We start from the raw sequence: 20,082 nt of genomic DNA on the forward strand, positions 1-20,082 counted from the left end.
CGTTATTTGTAAAAAAATAATTCAAAAACGTATAAAATTGAAAGAAAATGACGAAACTTATCCGTTTTGATACTGAACTTATGAGAGAATTATATATTTTTAGCCTACTAATTTAAGCTATGATGAAACAATTATATAAAGTAAGGTATGCTGTATGTGCATTGTTGTTTGCCTTTGCAAGTTGCGCTGAAGATGATTCTGTAATTATTACGCCTGAAGGTGGAGAAAATCCAAACCCAAATCCCGATCCTGTAGTGTTGGCTCCCGAAGTGGAAGTATATGACGCTGATAAAGTACACAATAACATCACATTAGTAGCAAATGTTGCTAGTGAAACTGCTTTTTTACTAAACAAAACAGGACAAAAAGTACATGAATTCACTTTTGACGCACCTTTGGGAAATGACTTAGAAATACTACCAAATGGAAAACTATTAGGCATTTTTAAAGATCCAAACGCTCAAATTACCTTTGGAGGCTACGGCGGAACCGTTAAAATTATGAGTATCAATGGAAACGTGGAATGGGAATACACGTTAAGTAACCAAAATTTTGTGTTGCATCATGATGTGGAAATGCTACCCAATGGAAATGTTTTATTATTGGTTTGGGAACGTATTCCAGAAGCAGACGCTGCTTTACAAGGTTCTGCAAATCCTGGCGATATTTATCCAGAAACATTAATGGAAATAAATCCTGACACTAATTCTATTGTATGGCAATGGAGAAGTTTTGATCACATCGTTCAAGATGACGATTCATCGTTACCAAATTATGGCATTGTAAGTCAAAATCCACACAAAATCAACATCAATTACAACCCAATTGCCAATGGCGACATTATGCACGCCAACGGTTTTGATTATGATACAGCCAAAGATGTAATCTATTTGAGTGTAAATTTTTTTAGCGAAGTTTGGGTAATTGACCACAGTACAACAACTGCCGAAGCTGCTACAGGTTCTGGCGGAAATTATGGAAAAGGCGGCGATTTGATTTATCGTTTTGGAAATCCGCGTGCCTATGACAATATGATGGGAGAAGTTCGTGGCGACAGAAATCACTATCCAAACTTATTAGAAGATGGTGTACAAGGAGAAGGAAATATGTTATTGTATGTAAACGGATTTGCAGAAGGTGTTTCTACCGTGTACGAACTAGAAATGCCAACAACATTTTCGTTACTTCCTGATACAGACAACGAACCAAATGTGGTATGGTTTTATAAAAATGATGCCATATTTTCCAGTAAAGTTTCTGGAGCAGAACGCTTAGACAACGGAAACACCTTAATCTGTGAAGGTGATTTTGGCTTTTGGGAAGTCACACCAGAAAAGGAATTGGTTTGGAAATACAATGGCGGCGAAGGCTCGTTCTTTTGGAGAGCATACGATTACGAAGTGGACGATCCTGTATTGGCAAGTTTCGGATTGTAAAAGTCAATATTTATAATAATTTAAGAGAAGCTGAATAATATATTATTCAGCTTCTTTTTTTGCTTTTTTTTCAAAAAACACAGGTGTTTTTGTAACAAATCAACTGCTTTTGATACTTATTTGGCGAAGCCAACTCAAAAACAATTCGCCATGCAAATACTGTACAACTTTCACCAACGTTTTGCTAAATTCCTAATTCCAATTGCGCTTTTTACAGCAACCTATTTTTTAATAAAATCCCCATATTTTTTAGAAAATTCCAATACACTTTCCTTTGCTGTTTCTGCGGATTTATTACTAACGATTCCTATCATCTATTTTTTATTGATTCGAAAAACAAGTATTCCAAAAACCACCGTAGTTCCTGTCATGCTGATTGGTTTAGCGATTGGGTTTTCAACGCTTCCAGCAACAAATCAAGAATATTTACAATTGTTTAAAACATGGTGTTTACCTGTGATTGAAATCGGTGTCGCATCATTCATCATTTACAAAGTCCGAAAAGCAATTCTCTTTCACAAACAGCAAAAAACTTCGGTAGACTTTTTTACTGCATTGAAAAAAACCTGCGCAGCAATACTACCAAAACCAGTAGTGATTCCGTTTGCCACCGAAATTGCGGTCTTTTACTATGGATTTATCTATTGGAAACGAAGAAAATTAGCCGAAAACGAATTCAGCTATCACAAAGAAAGTAGCTATTTAGCCTTATTTTTTGGGTTGATATTAATTGTGGCGATTGAAATTGTTCCAATTCATATTTTATTAGCAAAATGGAGTGAACTTGCCGCGTGGATTCTCACAGGACTCAGTATATATTCTGGAATACAAATATTCGGCTATGCAAAATCACTCATGAAACGCCCAATTGCGATTGAAAATAATCGTTTACTATTGCGATACGGCATCATGCAAGAAGCAGAAATTCCATTATCAGATATCAAACAAATCACACTTACAAGTAAAGAATTTGACAAAGAAGAAAATAGTGCACGACTTTCCATCGTAGGAGAATTGGAAGGTCATAACGTACTTATTGAAACCAATAACGAACATCAGTTGCGCGGTTTATTCGGCAAGAAAAAAGCATTTACAAAAATTGCGTTGTTTGTGGATACGCCAGCAAAGCTGAAATCGTTTATTGAAAATTCTTTACAAGATTAGATATTTCATCAAAGTACTTCTCGATACAAATTCGCTTCATTTCGACAAGCTCAATGAGCTGCAAATTTACTCGAAGTGACGGTTTTTGAAATTGAAGCTGAACTCGAAATTGAAATCGAAACAAATCGTTACTTCTAGTGAAATTTAGTATCGAGAAGTGCTTTGAAAACCAACATTTACTTTTCAAAAAAATTCAACATTCAACATTAAAAATTTAATCCTCAACTACTTCCCACATCTTGTCAGCATTCAAACGAAACGTTTCCACATAATCAAAATTACATTGACTCGGCGCAATAATGGATAAAAATGGTTGCTGATGCTTGTCGCGATACAAATGGTAAATTTCACCGACAATTGGTTCAAAGTTGAATTTTGCATTGTAAATCAGGTTGTTATATTCAAACTTTTCCATCAACGCGTCGTATTCTGCTTTGAGTTCGTCATACCGCGCTTTGACTTGTTTGTTGACTTTATCAATGTTTACATTTTTCCAGGTAATGGTATCTGGCGTTTCAATTCGTGGTGCGCCTACGTTAGTAGCATACGGTTTTAGCGCCGCATTATAGCTATTGCTTTCTTCATCAAAAACTACATTATCAGGTCTTTTATCTTCCTTCTCTTGCATAACTTTACTTCTTCTTTTTTAATACTTATCTGGATTTGCAATCACGTCTTGCGCTCTTTTTTTCAACGCTTCTAATTTATCTTTATCCATTTTATTTAGCAAACTCATCATCATATTCATACGTTGGTTATCTTCAAAATGCGCACGTTTTTCGTCTAAAAAATTCCAATACAACGAATTAAATGGACAGGCATCTTCGGTTTCTTTTTTAGAAATTTTATACGTGCAATCTTTACAATAATTACTCATTTTATTGATATAGCTTCCGCTAGAAACGTACGGTTTTGTGGCTACCAATCCGCCATCAGCAAATTGACTCATCCCACGCGTGTTCGTAATTTCAACCCACTCAATCGCGTCAATATAAATACCTAAATACCATTTATCAACCTCATCAGGATGCATTTGCGTGAGCAGCGCAAAGTTTCCTGTAATCATCAAGCGTTGAATGTGATGCGCATACGCGTGATTCAAGCTTTGAGAAATGGCATGTTTCAAACAATTCATTTTTGTGTTTCCTGTCCAGAAAAAATCAGGAAGCTTGTTCGAATTGTCTAATTTGTTCAAAGTTCTATAATTTGGCATTTCTTTCCAATACATTCCGCGCATATATTCACGCCAACCCAAAATTTGTCGCACAAAACCTTCTACTTGCGAAATATCAATGTCGTCTTTATGATGGCGCCAATACGAAATGACGGTTTCAATCACTTCTTTTGGATGCAGCATTTTAGAATTCATTGCAAATGACAAGCGACTGTGAAATAAGAAATGTTCATCCGTGTGCATCGCATCTTGATAATCGCCAAAATACTGTAATAAATTCTTGCAGAAATAATTCAACACATCCAAACATGCATCGCGATTCGTTGGCCAATGAAAGTTGTCAACATCTATGTTTCCTATGGTTTCCACGTCTGCCTTTTGAATCATTTCATAGATTTCTTCTACAGAGTTTTCTAGCTGTTTTTCAGTGGGAATTTCAGGTTCGCCTTTCCACTTTTTACGATTGCTTTGGTCAAAATTCCATTTGCCACCTTCAGGATCTTTCTCATTCAGCATCATAATGTCATACTTTTTGCGCATATCGCGGTAAAAATATTCCATGACCATCTGCTTTTTCCCTTCGTAAAAGTCTGTAAAATCAGTTCGCGAGGTTAAAAAATGTTCGGTGTCGTATGCTTCTGTTTCAATATCAATTTCATCACAAAAATTCGTTAACTGCTCGTCCAAACGATATTCGTCGGGCAATTGATATTCAAACTTTTCAATGTCGTGTTCGTCAATCAATTGTTTCAAATTCTCCACCAAATCCTGTAGATTCTTCTCGTCATCTAACGTATAATAAACAACTTCATGACCTTCATTTTCAAGCCAATCCGCAAACGAGCGCATGCTTTTAAAAAACGCTACTACTTTTTGTATGTGATGTTTTACATAATCCGTTTCCTGACGCATTTCCGCCATAAAATAGACAACTTCGTCATTTGTGTCTTCATACCAAGAATGCTGCTGATTGAGCTGATCGCCCAAAATAAGTCGTAGTGTTTTCATATATTTTTAAAATAATCTTGGTTGTAGCCAAAGATTTTGAAATTTGTTGTTGGCATCGTAGCGTTCGGCTTGCAATCGCACATTAAACGTTCGGTTGCGAGGATCGTTTCCAACGCCCGAAACATATTGCCAATTTCCGTAATTGCTATGCACATCGTAATCGAGTAACATAGATTCAAAATACGCCGCGCCAATTCGCCAATCCAATTGCAAGGTTTTGGCAAAATACGAACCCACATTTTGTCGCCCGCGATTGCTCATCCAGCCTGTATGTTTGAGTTCGAGCATATTTGCATTGACAAAAGGTTCGGAAGTTTCGCCGTCAATCCATTGTTGAATTTGTTTTTGGTCATCATTCCACTCGTACGATTTTTGTAGAATTCCTTCCAGTTGAAACAAATGATTTCCGTGTTTTAGGGAAACATACTTAAAAAAGTCGCGCCAAATCAATTCAAAAATCATCCAATACGTTGATTGATTCTTCTCAATTTCAGATTCGTATTTTTTAACTTCATGATATATTTTTCGTGGCGACAAACTACCATTTGCCAACCACGCAGAAAATTTAGAACTGTAATCTTTCCCTACCAATCCGTTGCGTGTTTTTTTGTAATAGGACAACTTTTTGGTATTCCACGCATATTCTTCTAAGCGTTGTAATCCAGCTGTTTCGCCACCTTTAAAAGGAAATGCTGTGCGCGAATCACGTTCAAAATGCTCCAATCCTAAGTCGTGTAATGTTGGGGCTTTCGTCAGATGCGCCACGCGATTTTTCTCTGGCATTTTGGAAACGGTTTCCATCGGACGAACACTTGCGTATTTTTCACATTTTTTTCGAAAGACCGTAAATACTTTCGGAATCTGGTCAATTGACATCGGAATGTCTTCTGGGTGAAACAAAAATTGGTCGTAACTTTCTATCCAATTCACATGCTCAGGAAGTGTATTTTGTACTTTTTTAGCGACAGAAACTTCTTTGGCAGTCCATTCTTTTTGCGAATAAACCGAAGTCACATTGTGAATCGAAATATATTCTGCAATTATTTTTTCAGGATAATCCACATGTACAAACAACGGAATATTCAATTCGTTGAGTTGATTTTGCAAATCTGCAACGGTTTCTATCAAAAATTGGGCGCGGTACTTTCCTGTTTTCACAAATCCGAAACGGTCTTTTTCAAACTGTCGCGGATCAAAACAATACACCGCCATGACAAAATTATTTTCTTTTGCCGCTTTTACCAACGAAATTTGATCATGCACACGCAAATCATTTCGAAGCCAAACCAATCCTATTTTAGTCATTTTTTGTGTTTTTATTTCTGCGACAGCGCTCACTACAATATTGTACTTCATCCCACACACGCTCCCATTTTTTGCGCCATGTAAACGGTCGTTCGCAAACTTTGCAGATTTTTGTAGGAAGGTGTGTTTTCTTCATTTGAGTGCTTTGTTTAACAAATATACAAAATGATGAAACAAAAATAGTTTTCTGACTCAAAATTGTATCTTTAAGCGCTAATTTGAAATGATTATGAATATTAAATACATGCTTGGCGCGATGATTTCCATTCCGCTGTTGCCGATACTTTATTTCCAGGGAAAGAAAATCGAGCGTACCATTCCGAAATTACCTGAAGCTACCGATGTTGAAGGAATGTCTGCTGTAGAAAATACGCAATCATTTCAAATAGTAGCTATTGGCGAAAGCACCATTGCTGGTGTTGGCGCCAATTCACACGCCACAGGATTTATAGGAACCTTGGCAAACGAATTGTCTGCACAAATTCCGGCAACGATTTCATGGAAAGTCTATGCAAAAAGTGGGTATACTGCCAAATGTGTCACGCAAAAAATCATTCCAACAATTGAAGATCAAAACGTAGATATCATCGTGATTGGTTTGGGTGGAAATGACAGTTTTGCACTGCGTACGCCCAAACGCTGGAAAAAAGACATCAACGATTTGATTATTAATATTCGCTCAAAATACCCAAAAACACCTATTGTTTTTACCAATATGCCACCGATTAAAGAATTTACCGCTTTTACGGGAACGTTCAAATTTGTGATTGGTAATTTGGTGTTGCATTTGGGTAAAGAGCTCGAAAAAATTGTGAAACACCATGAAAATGTCTATTTCAATGCACGAAATTTAGAATACGACGATTTGATAAACCGCATGAATTTAGACGCTGCACCTGAAGATTTTTTCAGCGACGGCGTGCATCCATCGGAATTGGCATATCAAGTTTGGGCAAAAGACATGGCAGAGTTTATGGTGGAAAATGTAAATTTCAAAAGAAAAAGCATTCTTGCTAGCTGAAATTTACAGCGCATTGCACTACTTAATTTACAAAGTTTTGCTACTTTAGAAACCTCAATTTTATGAAACTTTATGTTATGAATTTTAGATATATTTTCCTTTCTCTTATGGCTGCAATTTGTGTGATTTCTTGTGCAGATAACAACAAAAAAGAAAATAACGCAACAACTACAGAACAATCTAAAAATACGGAAAATACTGCTGAGAGTGTTGTCTTGGTACAATCGTTTGTGGACGCTCGTAATAGTTACAACAAGGAAAAATTAGCCGCAATGACACCGAAAAATTATCAAGAATCATTTGATAATAAAGTTGTAGAAGTAAAAAGTCAAGATGATTTTTTAGCACAAATCGGTTGGGCAAAAGTCATGGATTCTAAAACCACCATTGAAAAAGTAATTTCAAAAAATGATGCTGCTGTGGTTGTTATTGAAACCAATAGTAATTATATCAATACGGCATTGGAATTAAAACCGCGAAAATTTAAAACAAAATATTACTTAAAAGACGGTAAAATTGTAAGACAAAGTTTTGGCTATCCACCAAATGAAAAAATAGATGTAAAAGCTAATAATGTTATATACGGAAATTTTGAACGATACTGCAAAGTGAGAAATATTCCAGTTTCGTGGGAACCAACAAAAGAAGATGGGGAAATTCTACGAAAAGCATTGGAAGCGTATGCAAATCGCGAAAGAGAGCCAAAACAGTAAGTCAACTACTTTGAAATAATCTCTTCAAAAAAGGAATTACGTAGTTTCACGCTATTTTTTTTGAATAAATACTCCTATTTTCATGGAAAACTTTACTCCATGAATATTTCAAATTTACCAGAAAAGCCAGACATGATCTTAATCATCACTGATCAAGAACGTGCTACTCAAAATTTCCCTCCAAATTGGGAAAGTGAAAACTTAAAAACCATGACATTTTTAAAAGATCATGGTTTTACGTTTAACAAAGCATTTTGCAACTCGTGCATGTGTTCGCCAAGTAGAACCACTCTGTTTACAGGTGTATATCCTGCACAACACGGAGTCACACAAACGCTCACTTTTGGCGGTCGTTATTCGGATGCAGAAACACAATTAGACCCAAAAATATACAACATGGCACGTATGCTTTCGGGTGAAGGTTATGATGTGCAATACAGAGGAAAATGGCATTTGAGCAAAGGCGAAACCGAAGAAGGTTTGACCGCTTCCGAAATTGCACTTACAGGTTTTAGAGGTTGGATTGCTCCTGATGCTGGTGAAGACGTAAAACCGCAAAACTTTGGCGGCGGCTTTGCCAATCATGACGAAATGTACATACAACAAGGCATTGATTTTTTACGAAAAGTGAGAACCGAACGCGAAAACGGTCACAAACGTGTGCCATTTTTGTTGGTGTTATCATTAGTAAATCCGCATGATGTATTGGCATATCCAAATGGTACTGACTTTGGATATACCGAAAGTGACTGGTCTGGCAGAAGTGTCGGCTTGCCATATTCAGTCAATGAAGATTTATTAAAAAACAAAAAACCGATGGCACAATTTCAAATTGTAAAATCGGCAAACATATTACTTGGCGCATTACCAACAGATGAAGAAAAACTAAACTATATCAACTTTTATGCGCATACACTCACCAAAATAGATCATCAAATTGGTGAGTTTATAGATGAGTTGTATCGCGTAAGTGATGCAGGAAATAGTATGGCAGACGAAGCCTTAGTGATTCGTATTTCAGATCATGGTGAAATGGGCTTAGCACACGGCGGCATGCGACAAAAAGCATTCAATGTGTACGAAGAAACACTCAATGTTCCGATGGTATTTTCAAATCCGATTCTTTTTCCAAGTGAAGACGAAAACGGAAATCCAATTGCACAACGCAGTTCGAATGAATTGGCTTCTTTAATTGATATCATGCCCACTATGGCTGCGATTGCTAATGTGGCAAATCCGTCAAAAGCATTGCAAGGCAACAACTTATTGCCAATCATCACGGATGGAAAGGGCGTTCAAGATGAAATTTTATTTACGTTTGATGATACCAAAGCAAGTTCAGCAGATTACCCGTCTGCCGTTTTGGCTACCAATCGTATTCGTTGTATTCGTACCAAAGAGTGGAAATTTGCATACTATTTTCACGCCTTAGGAAGTTATCCTACGGTATACGAATTATATCGCTTGACAGATAATGAGGATAACGAAATGGAAAATTTAGCGTACAATCCTGAATACAAAGACATCAGAGACGAATTGGCTAAAAAATTACACGAAGCCGAAGAACGACTCTTACGACGCAAAGCGGTTACAGACGGACCTATTGCGTTGAACAGATAAGATATTGTTACTTTTGTAAAAACACGAGTTCTAAATGTCGAAAAAAAGTTTCTTTTTGTATAGTGTAGCTATAATATTTCTTTTTAGTTGTGAACAGAAACAGCAATTTAGTTCCCAATGGAATTATGAAAAAATAAAAGGCTATGGAAAAACAAACGTACATACGTATATATTTTGTGGTCCTGTAGCTGAAAAGTTGACACAATATTATAAAGTAGGAACTTGGACTTTCTATTCTCCACAAAATATAAAAATTGCCGAAGGTGTTTTTGATGCAGAATTATCCGAAATTAACAATCACGGTGGTTGCTCGTTCAATGTATATACAAATACTATGAATCCTAAAAAATGGAAGTTTTGGGATAGTAATGGTACGCCAATACCAACTAACAAAAGAGATTTGAATTATTTATTAAAATACGAAATTAATAATAATTAAAATGAAATAGTCAACTACTTAGGGGCAAGCTCATGAAGCACACAGCAGAAACAATTAAAATATTTCGACGAAAGCTTCGGAGCATTATACATCTCGATTATAGAGTGAAGAATATTATAAGTATCTTTCGAGAAAGAAACATCTCTCAACCTAAAAGCCATGAAACGACTCCTTTCAGAAATTTTTCAAATCAGTATTGGAATTTTATTGGCGAGTATTGGACTCAAAATGTTTCTGTTGCCCAACGGTTTTTTAGATGGCGGCGTTACGGGAATTGCCATTTTGTTAGGAGAGCTTTTTGGATTGAATGTTTCCGTTTTACTACTGATTGTCAGTATTCCGTTTTTAATCTTAGCGTGGTTTACATTGACGAAACGCATCTTTATAAAATCGCTCATTTCCATTATCGGATTGGCTATTTTTATTCAGGTTGAAAATTTTTCTGTCGTTACCGAAGATAAACTACTCATCGCTATTTTTGGTGGATTATCGCTTGGCGCAGGAATTGGCATCACAATAAAAAACGGCGCTGTGTTAGATGGTTCTGAAATTTTAGGAATTTTCATCAACGACCGTTTAGGCATCAGTATTGGTAGTGTGATTTTGGGGTTTAATGCCATTCTATTCAGTTTAACCGCGATACTCCTTTCGGTAGAAATTGCCATGTATTCTATTTTAACCTTTCTAGTCACCGCAAAAATTATTGACCTAGTCATTGAAGGGTTTGAAGATTTTGTCGGATTAATGATTGTCTCCGAAAATTACATCGAAATTGAAGAAGAACTCATCAAAGTCGTCGGTACAGGAATGACCTTGTACAAATCGGCGCGTGGTTATGGAAAACGCGGAACACAAACCGAAAAAGACATCATTCACACCGTCATCAACCGAATTGATATTCGCCGAACGTACAATTTAATCGAAAAAATTGATCCGAATGCGTTTATTATTGAATTTGACGTCAATCGAATTAAGGGCGGAATTTTAACCAAATATCTGACTGCAGACGGACTTAAAAAGTTATCGCCTGCATTGTATACAACGGACGACGACGAAAATGACAACAATGCTAAAAACGGTCAAGAGAAAACATCAAAAACTGTAAAAAAGTAGCTTTCCGCAGGCTAAACACATGAAATACACTACATTTGCGCAAAATAAACGCTTATGGCAACTTTTCAGGATTTTGACTTAACCAAACAATTACACTACGCCATTGAAGACTTGGGTTTTACAACACCAACGCCTATTCAAGAACAATCGTTTTCGGTCATTCGTTCTGGGAAAGATGTGGTGGGAATTGCGCAAACAGGAACGGGAAAAACCTTTGCCTACATGTTGCCACTACTGCGCGATTTAAAGTTTTCAAAGCAAGACACTCCACGAATTTTAGTGCTAGTTCCTACACGCGAATTGGTGATTCAAGTGGTGGAACAAATTGAACTATTTGCCAAATATATCAACGTTCGAATTGTCGGTGTGTACGGTGGCGTGAATATGAATACGCAGGCACAAAGCTTGCAACAAGGCGCTGATATTGTGGTGGCTACGCCAGGACGTTTGTACGATTTGGTATTGAGTCGAGCTCTACAATTGAAGGCCATTAAAAAGTTGGTCATTGACGAAGTAGATGTCATGTTGGATTTAGGATTTCGCTATCAAATCACGAATATTTTTGAATTGCTTCCTGAACAACGTCAAAACATCATGTTTTCGGCCACCATGACTGACGATGTAAACGTATTGATTGAAGATTTTTTCGTTGCACCACATACCATTTCGATTGCTGTGAGCGGAACGCCGTTGGACAATATTTCACAAACTTGTTACGCCGTTCCAAATTTTTACACGAAAGCTAACTTGTTGACTCATTTGTTGAAAGATGCTGAAACCTACAGTAAAGTCCTAGTTTTTATCACCAACAAACGCTTGGCTGACCGATTGTTTGAATCATTACAACGTGATTTTGGAGAAGATGTTGCCGTCATTCATTCCAACAAAACTCAAAACTACCGTATTCGTTCTATTGAAAATTTCAATGCAGGCGAAAACCGCATTTTAGTTGCAACCGATGTCATGGCGCGTGGATTGGATTTGGATATGATTACGCATGTATTCAACTTTAACACGCCCAACTATCCTGAAAATTACATGCATCGTATCGGTCGTGCCGGAAGAGCGAAAGCCAAAGGAAACGCCATTTTATTCTTCACCGAAAAAGAAAAAGAATACAAAGAAGCCATTGAAACTTTGATGAATTATGAGATTCCGCAACTAGAAATTCCAGCAGAAGTCGTGATTTCAACCGAATTGGCTCCAGAAGAACAAACGCACATTAGCGAACACAACAATCCATCCAAAACGGAAGGCTTGGAAGCGGGTTTTCACGAAAAGAAAGAAAAAAACAAGAAAACTAACCAAGGTGGTTCGTATCGAAGAGAAATCGCGAAAAAATACAAAAAACCGAAAACAAGAGGTGATAAAAATTACAACCGTCGGAATAAGAAACGTAAATAATGTACCGATGTAGCAATTTTTTAATATAACAATGGTTTTTAATCAGTTAACTTGTTAATATATCTATTAAAAAATGTACTAAGCTTATGATTACTGTGTTAATTTTCAAATTGACAGGTTTTCAAATTAATAGATTCATTAACAATCAACATCTTAAAATCATGAAAAAAATCTTTTCCCTTCTAGTAGTCCTAATGACCAATTTTTGTTTTAGTCAAACAACCGCAGATACGATTGACCAAGAAAATCGAAGATGTCTTCAAGAGTCTACACCCGGAACATTGGAAAGCGTTGAGTGCGATAGAGCTGCGTCGGCTTCTTGGAAAGAATTACTAGAACAAACGCTAGTTCAGCTCAGAGATCATCCAGAGATTATAGCAGAAGATGCATTATTTGATTCACAAACGCATTGGGTAAGATATCAAGAAGCAGATTTAGAATTTTATACAGCGTTCTACCACCAACAATACGAAGGCGACACCATGACTCAAACCGTGATTGCAAATCATGAAAAACAACAATTCCGCAAACGCACGATGTACTTATTGGAGTTTTTGGAAATATTGAATGAACAATAATAATACATTTTTTCAAAGCATCTCTGGATACAATTTTCTATCGAAAATCACTCAATGTGACGCTTCGTTTACTGTGCTAATATGATGATTTGAAAATGTGATGCTTTGAAAATTTGGCAATTTTCTTTTTTATGCCTTGCGGCTTTTTTTGCTTACGCAAAAATTGTTTTTATTCTTTGGTTGTTACTTATCAAAACGGCAAAACTGTCATTCCTGCGACTTGTACTGAGCCTGCCGAAGTAAGGCAGGAATCCATTTAAAAACTTCAAAAAACAAAAGACAAACAACGAACACCAAAAAAAACCGTATCTTTTCTTTATGAAAAAACTTGTTCTTCTTCTCGCGCTCATTACAATACAGTTTGGTTTTAGTCAAGAAACTGCAGAAGCTATTGATAAAGAAAACCGAAAATGTCTCGAAAATGCCATGCCAACAACATTAGGCAGCGTAAAATGTGAAAAAGAAGCCACAGCTTCTTGGCAAAAACTCATGGATGAAACCTTACAACAACTAAAAAAACATCCTAAAACAGCATCCGTAAATTTACTGTTCGATTCGCAAACACATTGGTTGAAATTTCAAAAGGCAGACTTAGCATTTTATGCAGCGTTTTACCACAAACAATACGAAGGCGGCACCATGACCATGGCAGCAGTAGCAACGCATGAAAAACAACAATTCCGCAAACGCACCTTGTATTTACTAGAGTTTTTGGAAGTATTGAATGAAGAATAATCACGTTAATTTCAAAGCACATCTCGATACAATTTTCTATCGGAAATCACTCGATGTGACGCTTCTTTGTAATGTGTTAATTTGATGATTTGAAAATGTATCAATGTTTTTTTGTTATTATGATTTACGCTTTTAATCTTTAAATTCAATTTTCTATAACTTCCGTTCAAGTAGCGATTAAAAAAAGAAAAATTGAGCAAGCAATTCAAAAAAATCTAATCATCTAAAGGCAAAGCCGTCTAAAAAGTCTAACAATCCAAGTAAGTGCAAAGCACGACAACAAAAATTTTCAAATTGACACATTTTCAAATTTACACATTGGCACATTCACACATTGGTACATTAAAAATTCCGTAGTTTCCATCACTTGCTTTTATTTGTAGCATTTATTACCTATGTTTGTAGTAACGTAGATTATAAACCCAAACGTTATGCGGAATATTCAAAAGAACATCAAGCATTTGCGCACACTGAAAGGCTTTTCACAAGAACGTTTTGCCGAAGATTTAGGCTGGTCACGCTCCATGGTTGGCTCGTATGAAGAAGGTCGTTCGGAACCGCCTATTGATCGCTTAATCGATTTATCAAACTATTTCAAATTACCGATTGACATTTTAGTCAAAAACGATTTGACACAAGCCAAAGACACTTCGTTTATGCAGCTAGGAAATCAGCGATTGCTCTTCCCGATTACGGTCAACGAAGACGATGAAGAATTGATTGAAATCATTCCCACACAAGCTTCAGCAGGATATTTGGCTGGTTATGCCGATCCGGAATATATTGAGCAATTGGAAAAAATTAAGCTGCCTTTTCTGCCTACAGGAACACACAGAGCGTTCCCGATTAAGGGCGATTCTATGTTGCCTGTGAAAGATGGTTCGTACATTGTAGCAAAGTTTGTGGAGGATATTAATGATATCAAAGACGGTCGCACCTATGTCGTTTTGACGAAAAATGACGGTTTGGTGTACAAGCGTGTTTCACAACATTTTACGGGACAAGGTTTGCTGTTGAGCAGTGATAACAAAGCGTACGAACCGTTTATTGTGGCGAATGAAGATGTGTTGGAACTTTGGGAATTTACCTGCTGTATCAATACGCAAGAATATGATAAAAAGGAGTTGAAACTCAGCAGTATTATGGCGATGTTTCGCGAATTGCAAGTCGAATTGGAAGCGGTAAAACGAATGTCGTAAGTATGCCAACAAATCAAATCTATACCATTATCGACGTTGAAACGACGGGACGCACCAACAAAATCACAGAGATTTCTATTTTTCGTTTGGACGGAAATGAAATTGTGGATGAATTTACTTCGTTGGTCAATCCGAATGCGTTTATTCCTGCGCATATTACCGCATTGACAGGCATTGACAACGAAATGGTCGCCGATGCGCCGACATTTTCAGAAATCGCTCAAAATGTGTTGCGAATTACGAAAGACAGTATTTTTGTGGCGCACAATGTTAATTTTGACTACAACGTTATTCGCAATGAATTTAAAGAATTGGAGATAGACTTTCGTCGGAAGAAACTCTGTTCGGTGCGCTTGTCGCGAAAACTCATCCCAGGATTGCCGTCGTACAGTTTGGGAAAATTGTGTAAATCGCTCAACATTCATATTTCTGACCGACACAGAGCGCGCGGCGATGCTGCTGCGACGGTTGTGTTATTTCAACTTTTATTGTCAAAAGAAACTGCCGAAGAAACCTTTCAACAGTTTTTAAAGAAGGAATCCAAAGAAGCAACCTTGCCGCCGCATTTGCCCAGCGAAATTTTTGATGAATTGCCCAACAAACCTGGCATTTACTATTTTAAAAACAAGCGTGGAAAAGTTATTTATGTGGGAAAGGCAAAAAACATTCAAAAACGCGTGTTGGGACATTTCTATAACAAATCCAAAAAAGAACTTGATTTGTGCAGAGAAACTGCCGATATCGACTACGAATTATCGGGAAGCGAATTGATTGCTTTATTGATGGAAGATGCAGCTATTAAGCACTATTATCCGCGTTATAATGTGGCTTCCAAGCGCATGCCGAAACGTTTTGCCATTTTTGAATATGCCGATCGTCGCGGCGTGCGACATTTGGCGATAAATGATGCGAAAATCATTCAAAATCCATTGTTGGTTTTCTACAATATTCGCGATTGCAGAACCTATTTGGAACGACTTTGCGTGCAATTTGAGTTGTGTCCAAAATACTGTCATTTGCAGGAAAACGTCCAAGAATGTTCACATTTTATGATTCAATCCTGTAAAGGCATTTGCAAAAATGAAGAAGCGATTGAACACTACAACGAGCGCGTACAACAAGCCATTGATTACAGCAAAGAATCGTCGCAAAATTTGGTCATCAAGCAAAAAGGCAGAAACACCCATGAAGAAGCTTTTGTCTTGGTCAAAAATGGTTTGTATCTTGGATATGGTTTTATTGATAACGAAATACAAATCACGCATACTGACGAATTGGAACATCATCTTATCAAGCAAAAAGATAATGTGGATGTGCAACGAATTTTACGGAAAGTGTTGTTGGATGCGAATGTTCGGCGTGGGTTGGTTTTTGGGTGATGTTTTTGATTTTTTATTTATGGATGATTTGACAAAACGAATACGAGAGCAGCAGAAACAAATTGACTTGATTCAATCAAAACTGGAAAAAGCGGAACAAAATGGTTTTACAAAAGATAGTCAGCAAGATATTTTGGCACAATCGAAGTCTTTGCTTAATGGTTAATTATTAAAGTGTTTTATTATATCAAAAAAAATATCGTTTGCGCGTTTAAGTTTTTATACTATTTATTTTAGAGTTTTTGCTAATATGGTTGATTGATATTAACTATTTAATTCAACTAAAAATTTGAATTAGAAGAAAAATCTTATATTTATATATGATTATTGAATAATAGGAGATTTTGAGGAAGTTCCGTGTTATGAATACATTAATAACAAAGCAATAATGAATAGAATTGACGACATATTTAATTCAGATGAAATCATATATCATTACACGAAAACCCAAACTGCTTATGAATATATCCTTCACACAAAAAAGCTGAAATTATCTGAACGAAAAACATCGAATGACCCAATAGAAAATATTCAAAATAGAGTAATTGCATTAAGTTCTTATGGTTATGAAGATACTCCAGTAGCAAACGCTGAAGATGCTGATTATGTTAAAAAATTTATTTTAAATAAAATAAAAAATTCTCGACAATTATGTTTTTGCAAAAACAATGATAATCCTGAGTTAAAAAAGCACTTAATTTTACCTTCTGAATATTATGGATTTCTTAAACCTCGCATGTGGGATCAATATGGAGATAAATATAAAGGTGTTTGTTTAGTTTTTGATAAAAGCGAACTTAAATCAAATAATCAACATATATTTTCTAAAGATGTTAAATATATTAACTATGAAGAGTTCTTCAGGAAGATTACAAATATTGACCTTAATCAGCTTTACGCTATAGGAGTAGATGAATACTGTAATCAGTATTTAAAAAGAATAATAAATTTTAGTTTTTTAAAACATAAAGATTATTCTGGAGAAAACGAATTCCGTTTCCTCTCTTTTTCAAATGAAGATAATTATTTGAATATAGGAAATAGTTTAAAGGCAATAGTAGTCTCTCGAAAAGAGCTTTCTGAGTTTGCTAATAAATGGTTTATTAAATACACTAGGGATAATAATATACAGCTATTCTATATTGATTGGGATTATGATGGGTTTCGTCTAATTTCTAAAAAAGATTTTGATAATCAAGTTAAAGAATTAGCTAAATTAACTACAGAAACGGAATAAATATTAAACTTATCGCTAACAAAGGTAGTCACTATTGAACCCAAGATTAAAAAATAATACGTCATTAGCACTTTTTGAGTAAATTTTCTTTTTGAGTTTTCCTATAAAATCTTAAAATTAAAAAAACATATAAATGAATTTAAACTCCATTTGTCAACAACTCCTTCAATTTAAAGTTGAAGCTACTACGGAAGACTTTGAAATAAACCTCTTTTTCGATAAGGTTGGTGAAGAAATTCACGAATTAGGAACGTTGAATAATACCCAAAAAGAACAACTTATTACAACACTTTTTCAGTGCATTGCCAATCAGCATCCTGAAATGGAAGCAAATTTTTCTTTTATTCACTTGATTGAAAATATTGATGCACCAGATTTTAAGATTTACGAAGCTGAATTGCTAAAGTTTACTAAAGCACATGGAACCATCACATCTGTTTTATTATTAAACAGACATATAAATTCGTTAGATAAAACTAAACAAACTGAATCTTTAGATATTCTGAAAGCGATTGCTGAAAACAAAAATTACTCTGAGCATGTGCGACAGGAAGCATTGAATTATTACAATTATCAAAAGAAGAAACTTCTATAAAAAATCCCGCCATTTAGCGGGATTTCTCATCTATAAAATTGCTGTCACTACAACGCATTATCCATAATATCCTGCACAACCTCAGGATTTAACAACGTACTCGTATCTCCTAAATTACTAGTATCTTTTCCTGCAATTTTTCGTAAAATACGACGCATGATTTTTCCTGAACGTGTTTTAGGTAAGCCGTTGGTGAATTGTATTTTGTCCAACTTCGCTATCGGTCCAATTTGCTCCGTAATGATTTGGTTGATTTCCTTACGAAGATTGTTTTGGTTTCTGCTTTCGCCCGTTTCTTTTAATGTCACATAGCCATACAACGCATTTCCTTTGATATCGTGAGGAAAACCGACAATCGCCGATTCCGCCACCGCAGGATGTTCGTTGATGGCATCTTCAATCGGAGCCGTTCCTAAATTATGTCCCGAAACAATGATGACATCGTCTACTCTACCCGTAATTCGGTAATACCCAACTTCATCACGCAACGCACCATCACCTGTAAAATATTTGTTCTCGTAGGCTGAAAAATACGTGTCTTTGTATCGCTGGTGATTTCCCCAAATGGTTCGTGCCATACTTGGCCAAGGAAATTTGATACACAGTCGTCCGTCTACTTGATTTCCTTTTATTTCGTTGCCGTTTTCGTCCATCAACGCAGGTTGAATTCCAATAAAAGGCAAGGTTGCGTAGGTTGGTTTGGTTGGTGTTGCGTATGGAATTGGCGTAATCATGATGCCGCCCGTTTCGGTTTGCCACCACGTATCTACAATCGGAGCTTTTCGCTTTCCAACATTATCATCATACCAATGCCACGCTTCTTCGTTGATTGGTTCTCCAACGGTTCCCAATACTTTTAATGACGACAAATCGTGCTTTTCTAAATGTTCTACACCTTCTTTTGCCAAGGCGCGAATGGCCGTTGGTGCCGTATAAAATTGATTAACCTTATGTTTTTCTACAATTTCCCAAAAACGTCCAAAATCTGGATAACTTGGCACGCCTTCAAACATTACAGTGGTCGCACCATTACACAACGGACCGTATACAATGTAACTATGTCCTGTAATCCAACCGATATCAGCAGTACACCAATACACATCTTGTTCACGATATTGGAATACATTTTTAAAGGTATACGCGCTGTACACCATATATCCTGCGGTAGAATGTACCATTCCTTTGGGTTTTCCTGTAGAACCTGAAGTATACAAAATAAACAACGGATCTTCTGCGTCCATGACTTCTGGAACACAATCGTGATACGCTTCGTCAAGCAAGGGTTGCAACCAATGGTCGCGTCCTGTTTCCATGTGAATGTCTGTGTTGATTCTTTTTGCGACTAATACCGTTTCTACACATTCACATTCTTTCAAGGCTTCGTCTACAATGCCTTTTAAATCGATGGTTTTAGCACCGCGATACGAGCCGTCACTCGTAATGACCATTTTACATGTGGCATCATTGATTCTAGTCGCTAATGCGGAAGATGAAAATCCTGCAAAAACTACAGAATGTATCGCTCCAATGCGCGCACAGGCTAATACAGAAATTGCCAATTCAGGAATCATCGGTAAATAGATACACACACGATCGCCTTTTTGGATGCCTTGCTCTTTCAATACATTCGCAAAACGGCATACTTTGTCGTGCAAATCGCGATAACTAATATGTTGCGCTTCTTCTTCTGGATTATTCGGTTCAAAAATAATGGCGGTTTTATCGCCACGAATGTGCAAATGACGATCAATACAGTTTTCGGTGATATTGAGTTGCGCTCCTTCAAACCATTTCACTTCCGGTTTGGTAAAATCCCAACTCAGTACATTGTCCCACTTTTTACGCCACATAAAATGCTCTTCGGCGATTTCTTCCCAAAAAATTTCAGGATTTCGAACAGATTTTCGATATACTTGATAGTATTCTTCTAAATGTTTGATATGATAATTACTCATGGTTGTT

General features: G+C 36.4%; 20 protein-coding genes. 15 read left to right on the top strand and 5 right to left on the bottom strand.

Features of this window, described 5'->3' with window-relative positions:
* The first annotated feature begins 119 nt into the window (after nt 1-119).
* Together C8N46_RS00945 and C8N46_RS00950 are read left to right on the top strand one after the other, a co-directional pair.
* Nucleotides 120-1,436, top strand: coding sequence for an aryl-sulfate sulfotransferase (locus C8N46_RS00945; RefSeq protein ID WP_245896675.1), 1,317 nt, complete (start codon nt 120-122; stop codon nt 1,434-1,436).
* Nucleotides 1,437-1,586: 150 nt separating this feature from the next.
* The gene (locus C8N46_RS00950; protein ID WP_108113573.1) at nt 1,587-2,600 is read left to right on the top strand and encodes a hypothetical protein; all 1,014 of its coding nucleotides are present in this window, start codon (nt 1,587-1,589) and stop codon (nt 2,598-2,600) included.
* Nucleotides 2,601-2,814: 214 nt separating this feature from the next.
* Here the strand turns inward: C8N46_RS00950 and C8N46_RS00955 are convergent, their stop codons facing one another.
* Genes C8N46_RS00955 through C8N46_RS00970 form a run of 4 tightly spaced genes read right to left on the bottom strand, consistent with a single transcriptional unit; the run spans nt 2,815 to nt 6,223 of the window.
* Nucleotides 2,815-3,228 (bottom strand): DUF2452 domain-containing protein, encoded by a 414-nt coding sequence (locus C8N46_RS00955; RefSeq protein WP_108112980.1) that lies wholly within the window; start codon nt 3,226-3,228, stop codon nt 2,815-2,817.
* Between the two features lie 18 nt (nt 3,229-3,246).
* Entirely contained in the window at nt 3,247-4,782 is a 1,536-nt protein-coding gene (locus tag C8N46_RS00960; RefSeq protein WP_108112981.1) for a cryptochrome/photolyase family protein, read from the bottom strand.
* A 6-nt stretch (nt 4,783-4,788) separates the two neighbouring features.
* A complete protein-coding gene (locus C8N46_RS00965) occupies nt 4,789-6,087 on the bottom strand; it encodes a DASH family cryptochrome (protein WP_108112982.1) in 1,299 nt (432 codons plus the stop codon).
* Complete coding sequence (locus C8N46_RS00970) at nt 6,080-6,223, bottom strand: DUF2256 domain-containing protein (RefSeq protein WP_108112983.1); 144 nt, start codon at nt 6,221-6,223, stop codon at nt 6,080-6,082. The genes C8N46_RS00965 and C8N46_RS00970 overlap by 8 nt, the downstream gene beginning before the upstream one ends.
* A gap of 93 nt (nt 6,224-6,316) precedes the next feature.
* Between C8N46_RS00970 and C8N46_RS00975 the strand changes: the two genes are divergently transcribed.
* From C8N46_RS00975 to C8N46_RS01035, 13 genes are all read left to right on the top strand, one after another.
* Nucleotides 6,317-7,108 (top strand): SGNH/GDSL hydrolase family protein, encoded by a 792-nt coding sequence (locus C8N46_RS00975; RefSeq protein ID WP_108112984.1) that lies wholly within the window; start codon nt 6,317-6,319, stop codon nt 7,106-7,108.
* Nucleotides 7,109-7,185: 77 nt separating this feature from the next.
* Nucleotides 7,186-7,821 carry a hypothetical protein gene (locus tag C8N46_RS00980; protein WP_158269043.1) on the top strand — a complete coding sequence of 212 codons (636 nt, stop codon included), beginning with the start codon at nt 7,186-7,188 and terminating at the stop codon, nt 7,819-7,821.
* A gap of 99 nt (nt 7,822-7,920) precedes the next feature.
* The gene (locus C8N46_RS00985) at nt 7,921-9,441 is read left to right on the top strand and encodes a sulfatase-like hydrolase/transferase (protein ID WP_108112986.1); all 1,521 of its coding nucleotides are present in this window, start codon (nt 7,921-7,923) and stop codon (nt 9,439-9,441) included.
* Nucleotides 9,442-9,475: 34 nt separating this feature from the next.
* Nucleotides 9,476-9,880, top strand: coding sequence for a hypothetical protein (locus tag C8N46_RS00990; protein ID WP_108112987.1), 405 nt, complete (start codon nt 9,476-9,478; stop codon nt 9,878-9,880).
* 159 nt (nt 9,881-10,039) lie between these two features.
* Nucleotides 10,040-10,993, top strand: coding sequence for a YitT family protein (locus C8N46_RS00995; RefSeq protein WP_108112988.1), 954 nt, complete (start codon nt 10,040-10,042; stop codon nt 10,991-10,993).
* A gap of 54 nt (nt 10,994-11,047) precedes the next feature.
* Entirely contained in the window at nt 11,048-12,397 is a 1,350-nt protein-coding gene (locus C8N46_RS01000; RefSeq protein ID WP_108112989.1) for a DEAD/DEAH box helicase, read from the top strand.
* A 161-nt stretch (nt 12,398-12,558) separates the two neighbouring features.
* Nucleotides 12,559-12,975, top strand: coding sequence for a lysozyme inhibitor LprI family protein (locus C8N46_RS01005; RefSeq protein WP_158269044.1), 417 nt, complete (start codon nt 12,559-12,561; stop codon nt 12,973-12,975).
* Between the two features lie 318 nt (nt 12,976-13,293).
* On the top strand, nt 13,294-13,710 hold the full coding sequence (locus C8N46_RS01010) for a lysozyme inhibitor LprI family protein (RefSeq protein ID WP_108112991.1): 417 nt from the start codon (nt 13,294-13,296) through the stop codon (nt 13,708-13,710).
* A 431-nt stretch (nt 13,711-14,141) separates the two neighbouring features.
* Nucleotides 14,142-14,909, top strand: a complete 768-nt coding sequence (locus C8N46_RS01020; RefSeq protein WP_108112993.1) for an XRE family transcriptional regulator — start codon at nt 14,142-14,144, stop codon at nt 14,907-14,909.
* Between the two features lie 2 nt (nt 14,910-14,911).
* Nucleotides 14,912-16,288 (top strand): exonuclease domain-containing protein, encoded by a 1,377-nt coding sequence (locus C8N46_RS01025; protein WP_108112994.1) that lies wholly within the window; start codon nt 14,912-14,914, stop codon nt 16,286-16,288.
* The gene (locus C8N46_RS20105; RefSeq protein ID WP_146169690.1) at nt 16,254-16,454 is read left to right on the top strand and encodes a hypothetical protein; all 201 of its coding nucleotides are present in this window, start codon (nt 16,254-16,256) and stop codon (nt 16,452-16,454) included. The genes C8N46_RS01025 and C8N46_RS20105 overlap by 35 nt, the downstream gene beginning before the upstream one ends.
* A gap of 222 nt (nt 16,455-16,676) precedes the next feature.
* On the top strand, nt 16,677-17,525 hold the full coding sequence (locus C8N46_RS01030; RefSeq protein WP_108112995.1) for a DUF2971 domain-containing protein: 849 nt from the start codon (nt 16,677-16,679) through the stop codon (nt 17,523-17,525).
* 133 nt (nt 17,526-17,658) lie between these two features.
* The gene (locus tag C8N46_RS01035; protein ID WP_108112996.1) at nt 17,659-18,120 is read left to right on the top strand and encodes a hypothetical protein; all 462 of its coding nucleotides are present in this window, start codon (nt 17,659-17,661) and stop codon (nt 18,118-18,120) included.
* Nucleotides 18,121-18,167: 47 nt separating this feature from the next.
* On the opposite strand, the gene acs is transcribed toward C8N46_RS01035, so the two are convergent.
* Nucleotides 18,168-20,075: an acetate--CoA ligase gene (acs, locus tag C8N46_RS01040; protein WP_108112997.1), complete on the bottom strand. Its 1,908-nt coding sequence runs from the start codon at nt 20,073-20,075 to the stop codon at nt 18,168-18,170.
* Nucleotides 20,076-20,082: the final 7 nt, after the last annotated feature.

This window comes from Kordia periserrulae (assembly GCF_003054265.1).
In the GTDB taxonomy this organism is placed as follows: Bacteria; Bacteroidota; Bacteroidia; order Flavobacteriales; family Flavobacteriaceae; genus Kordia; species Kordia periserrulae.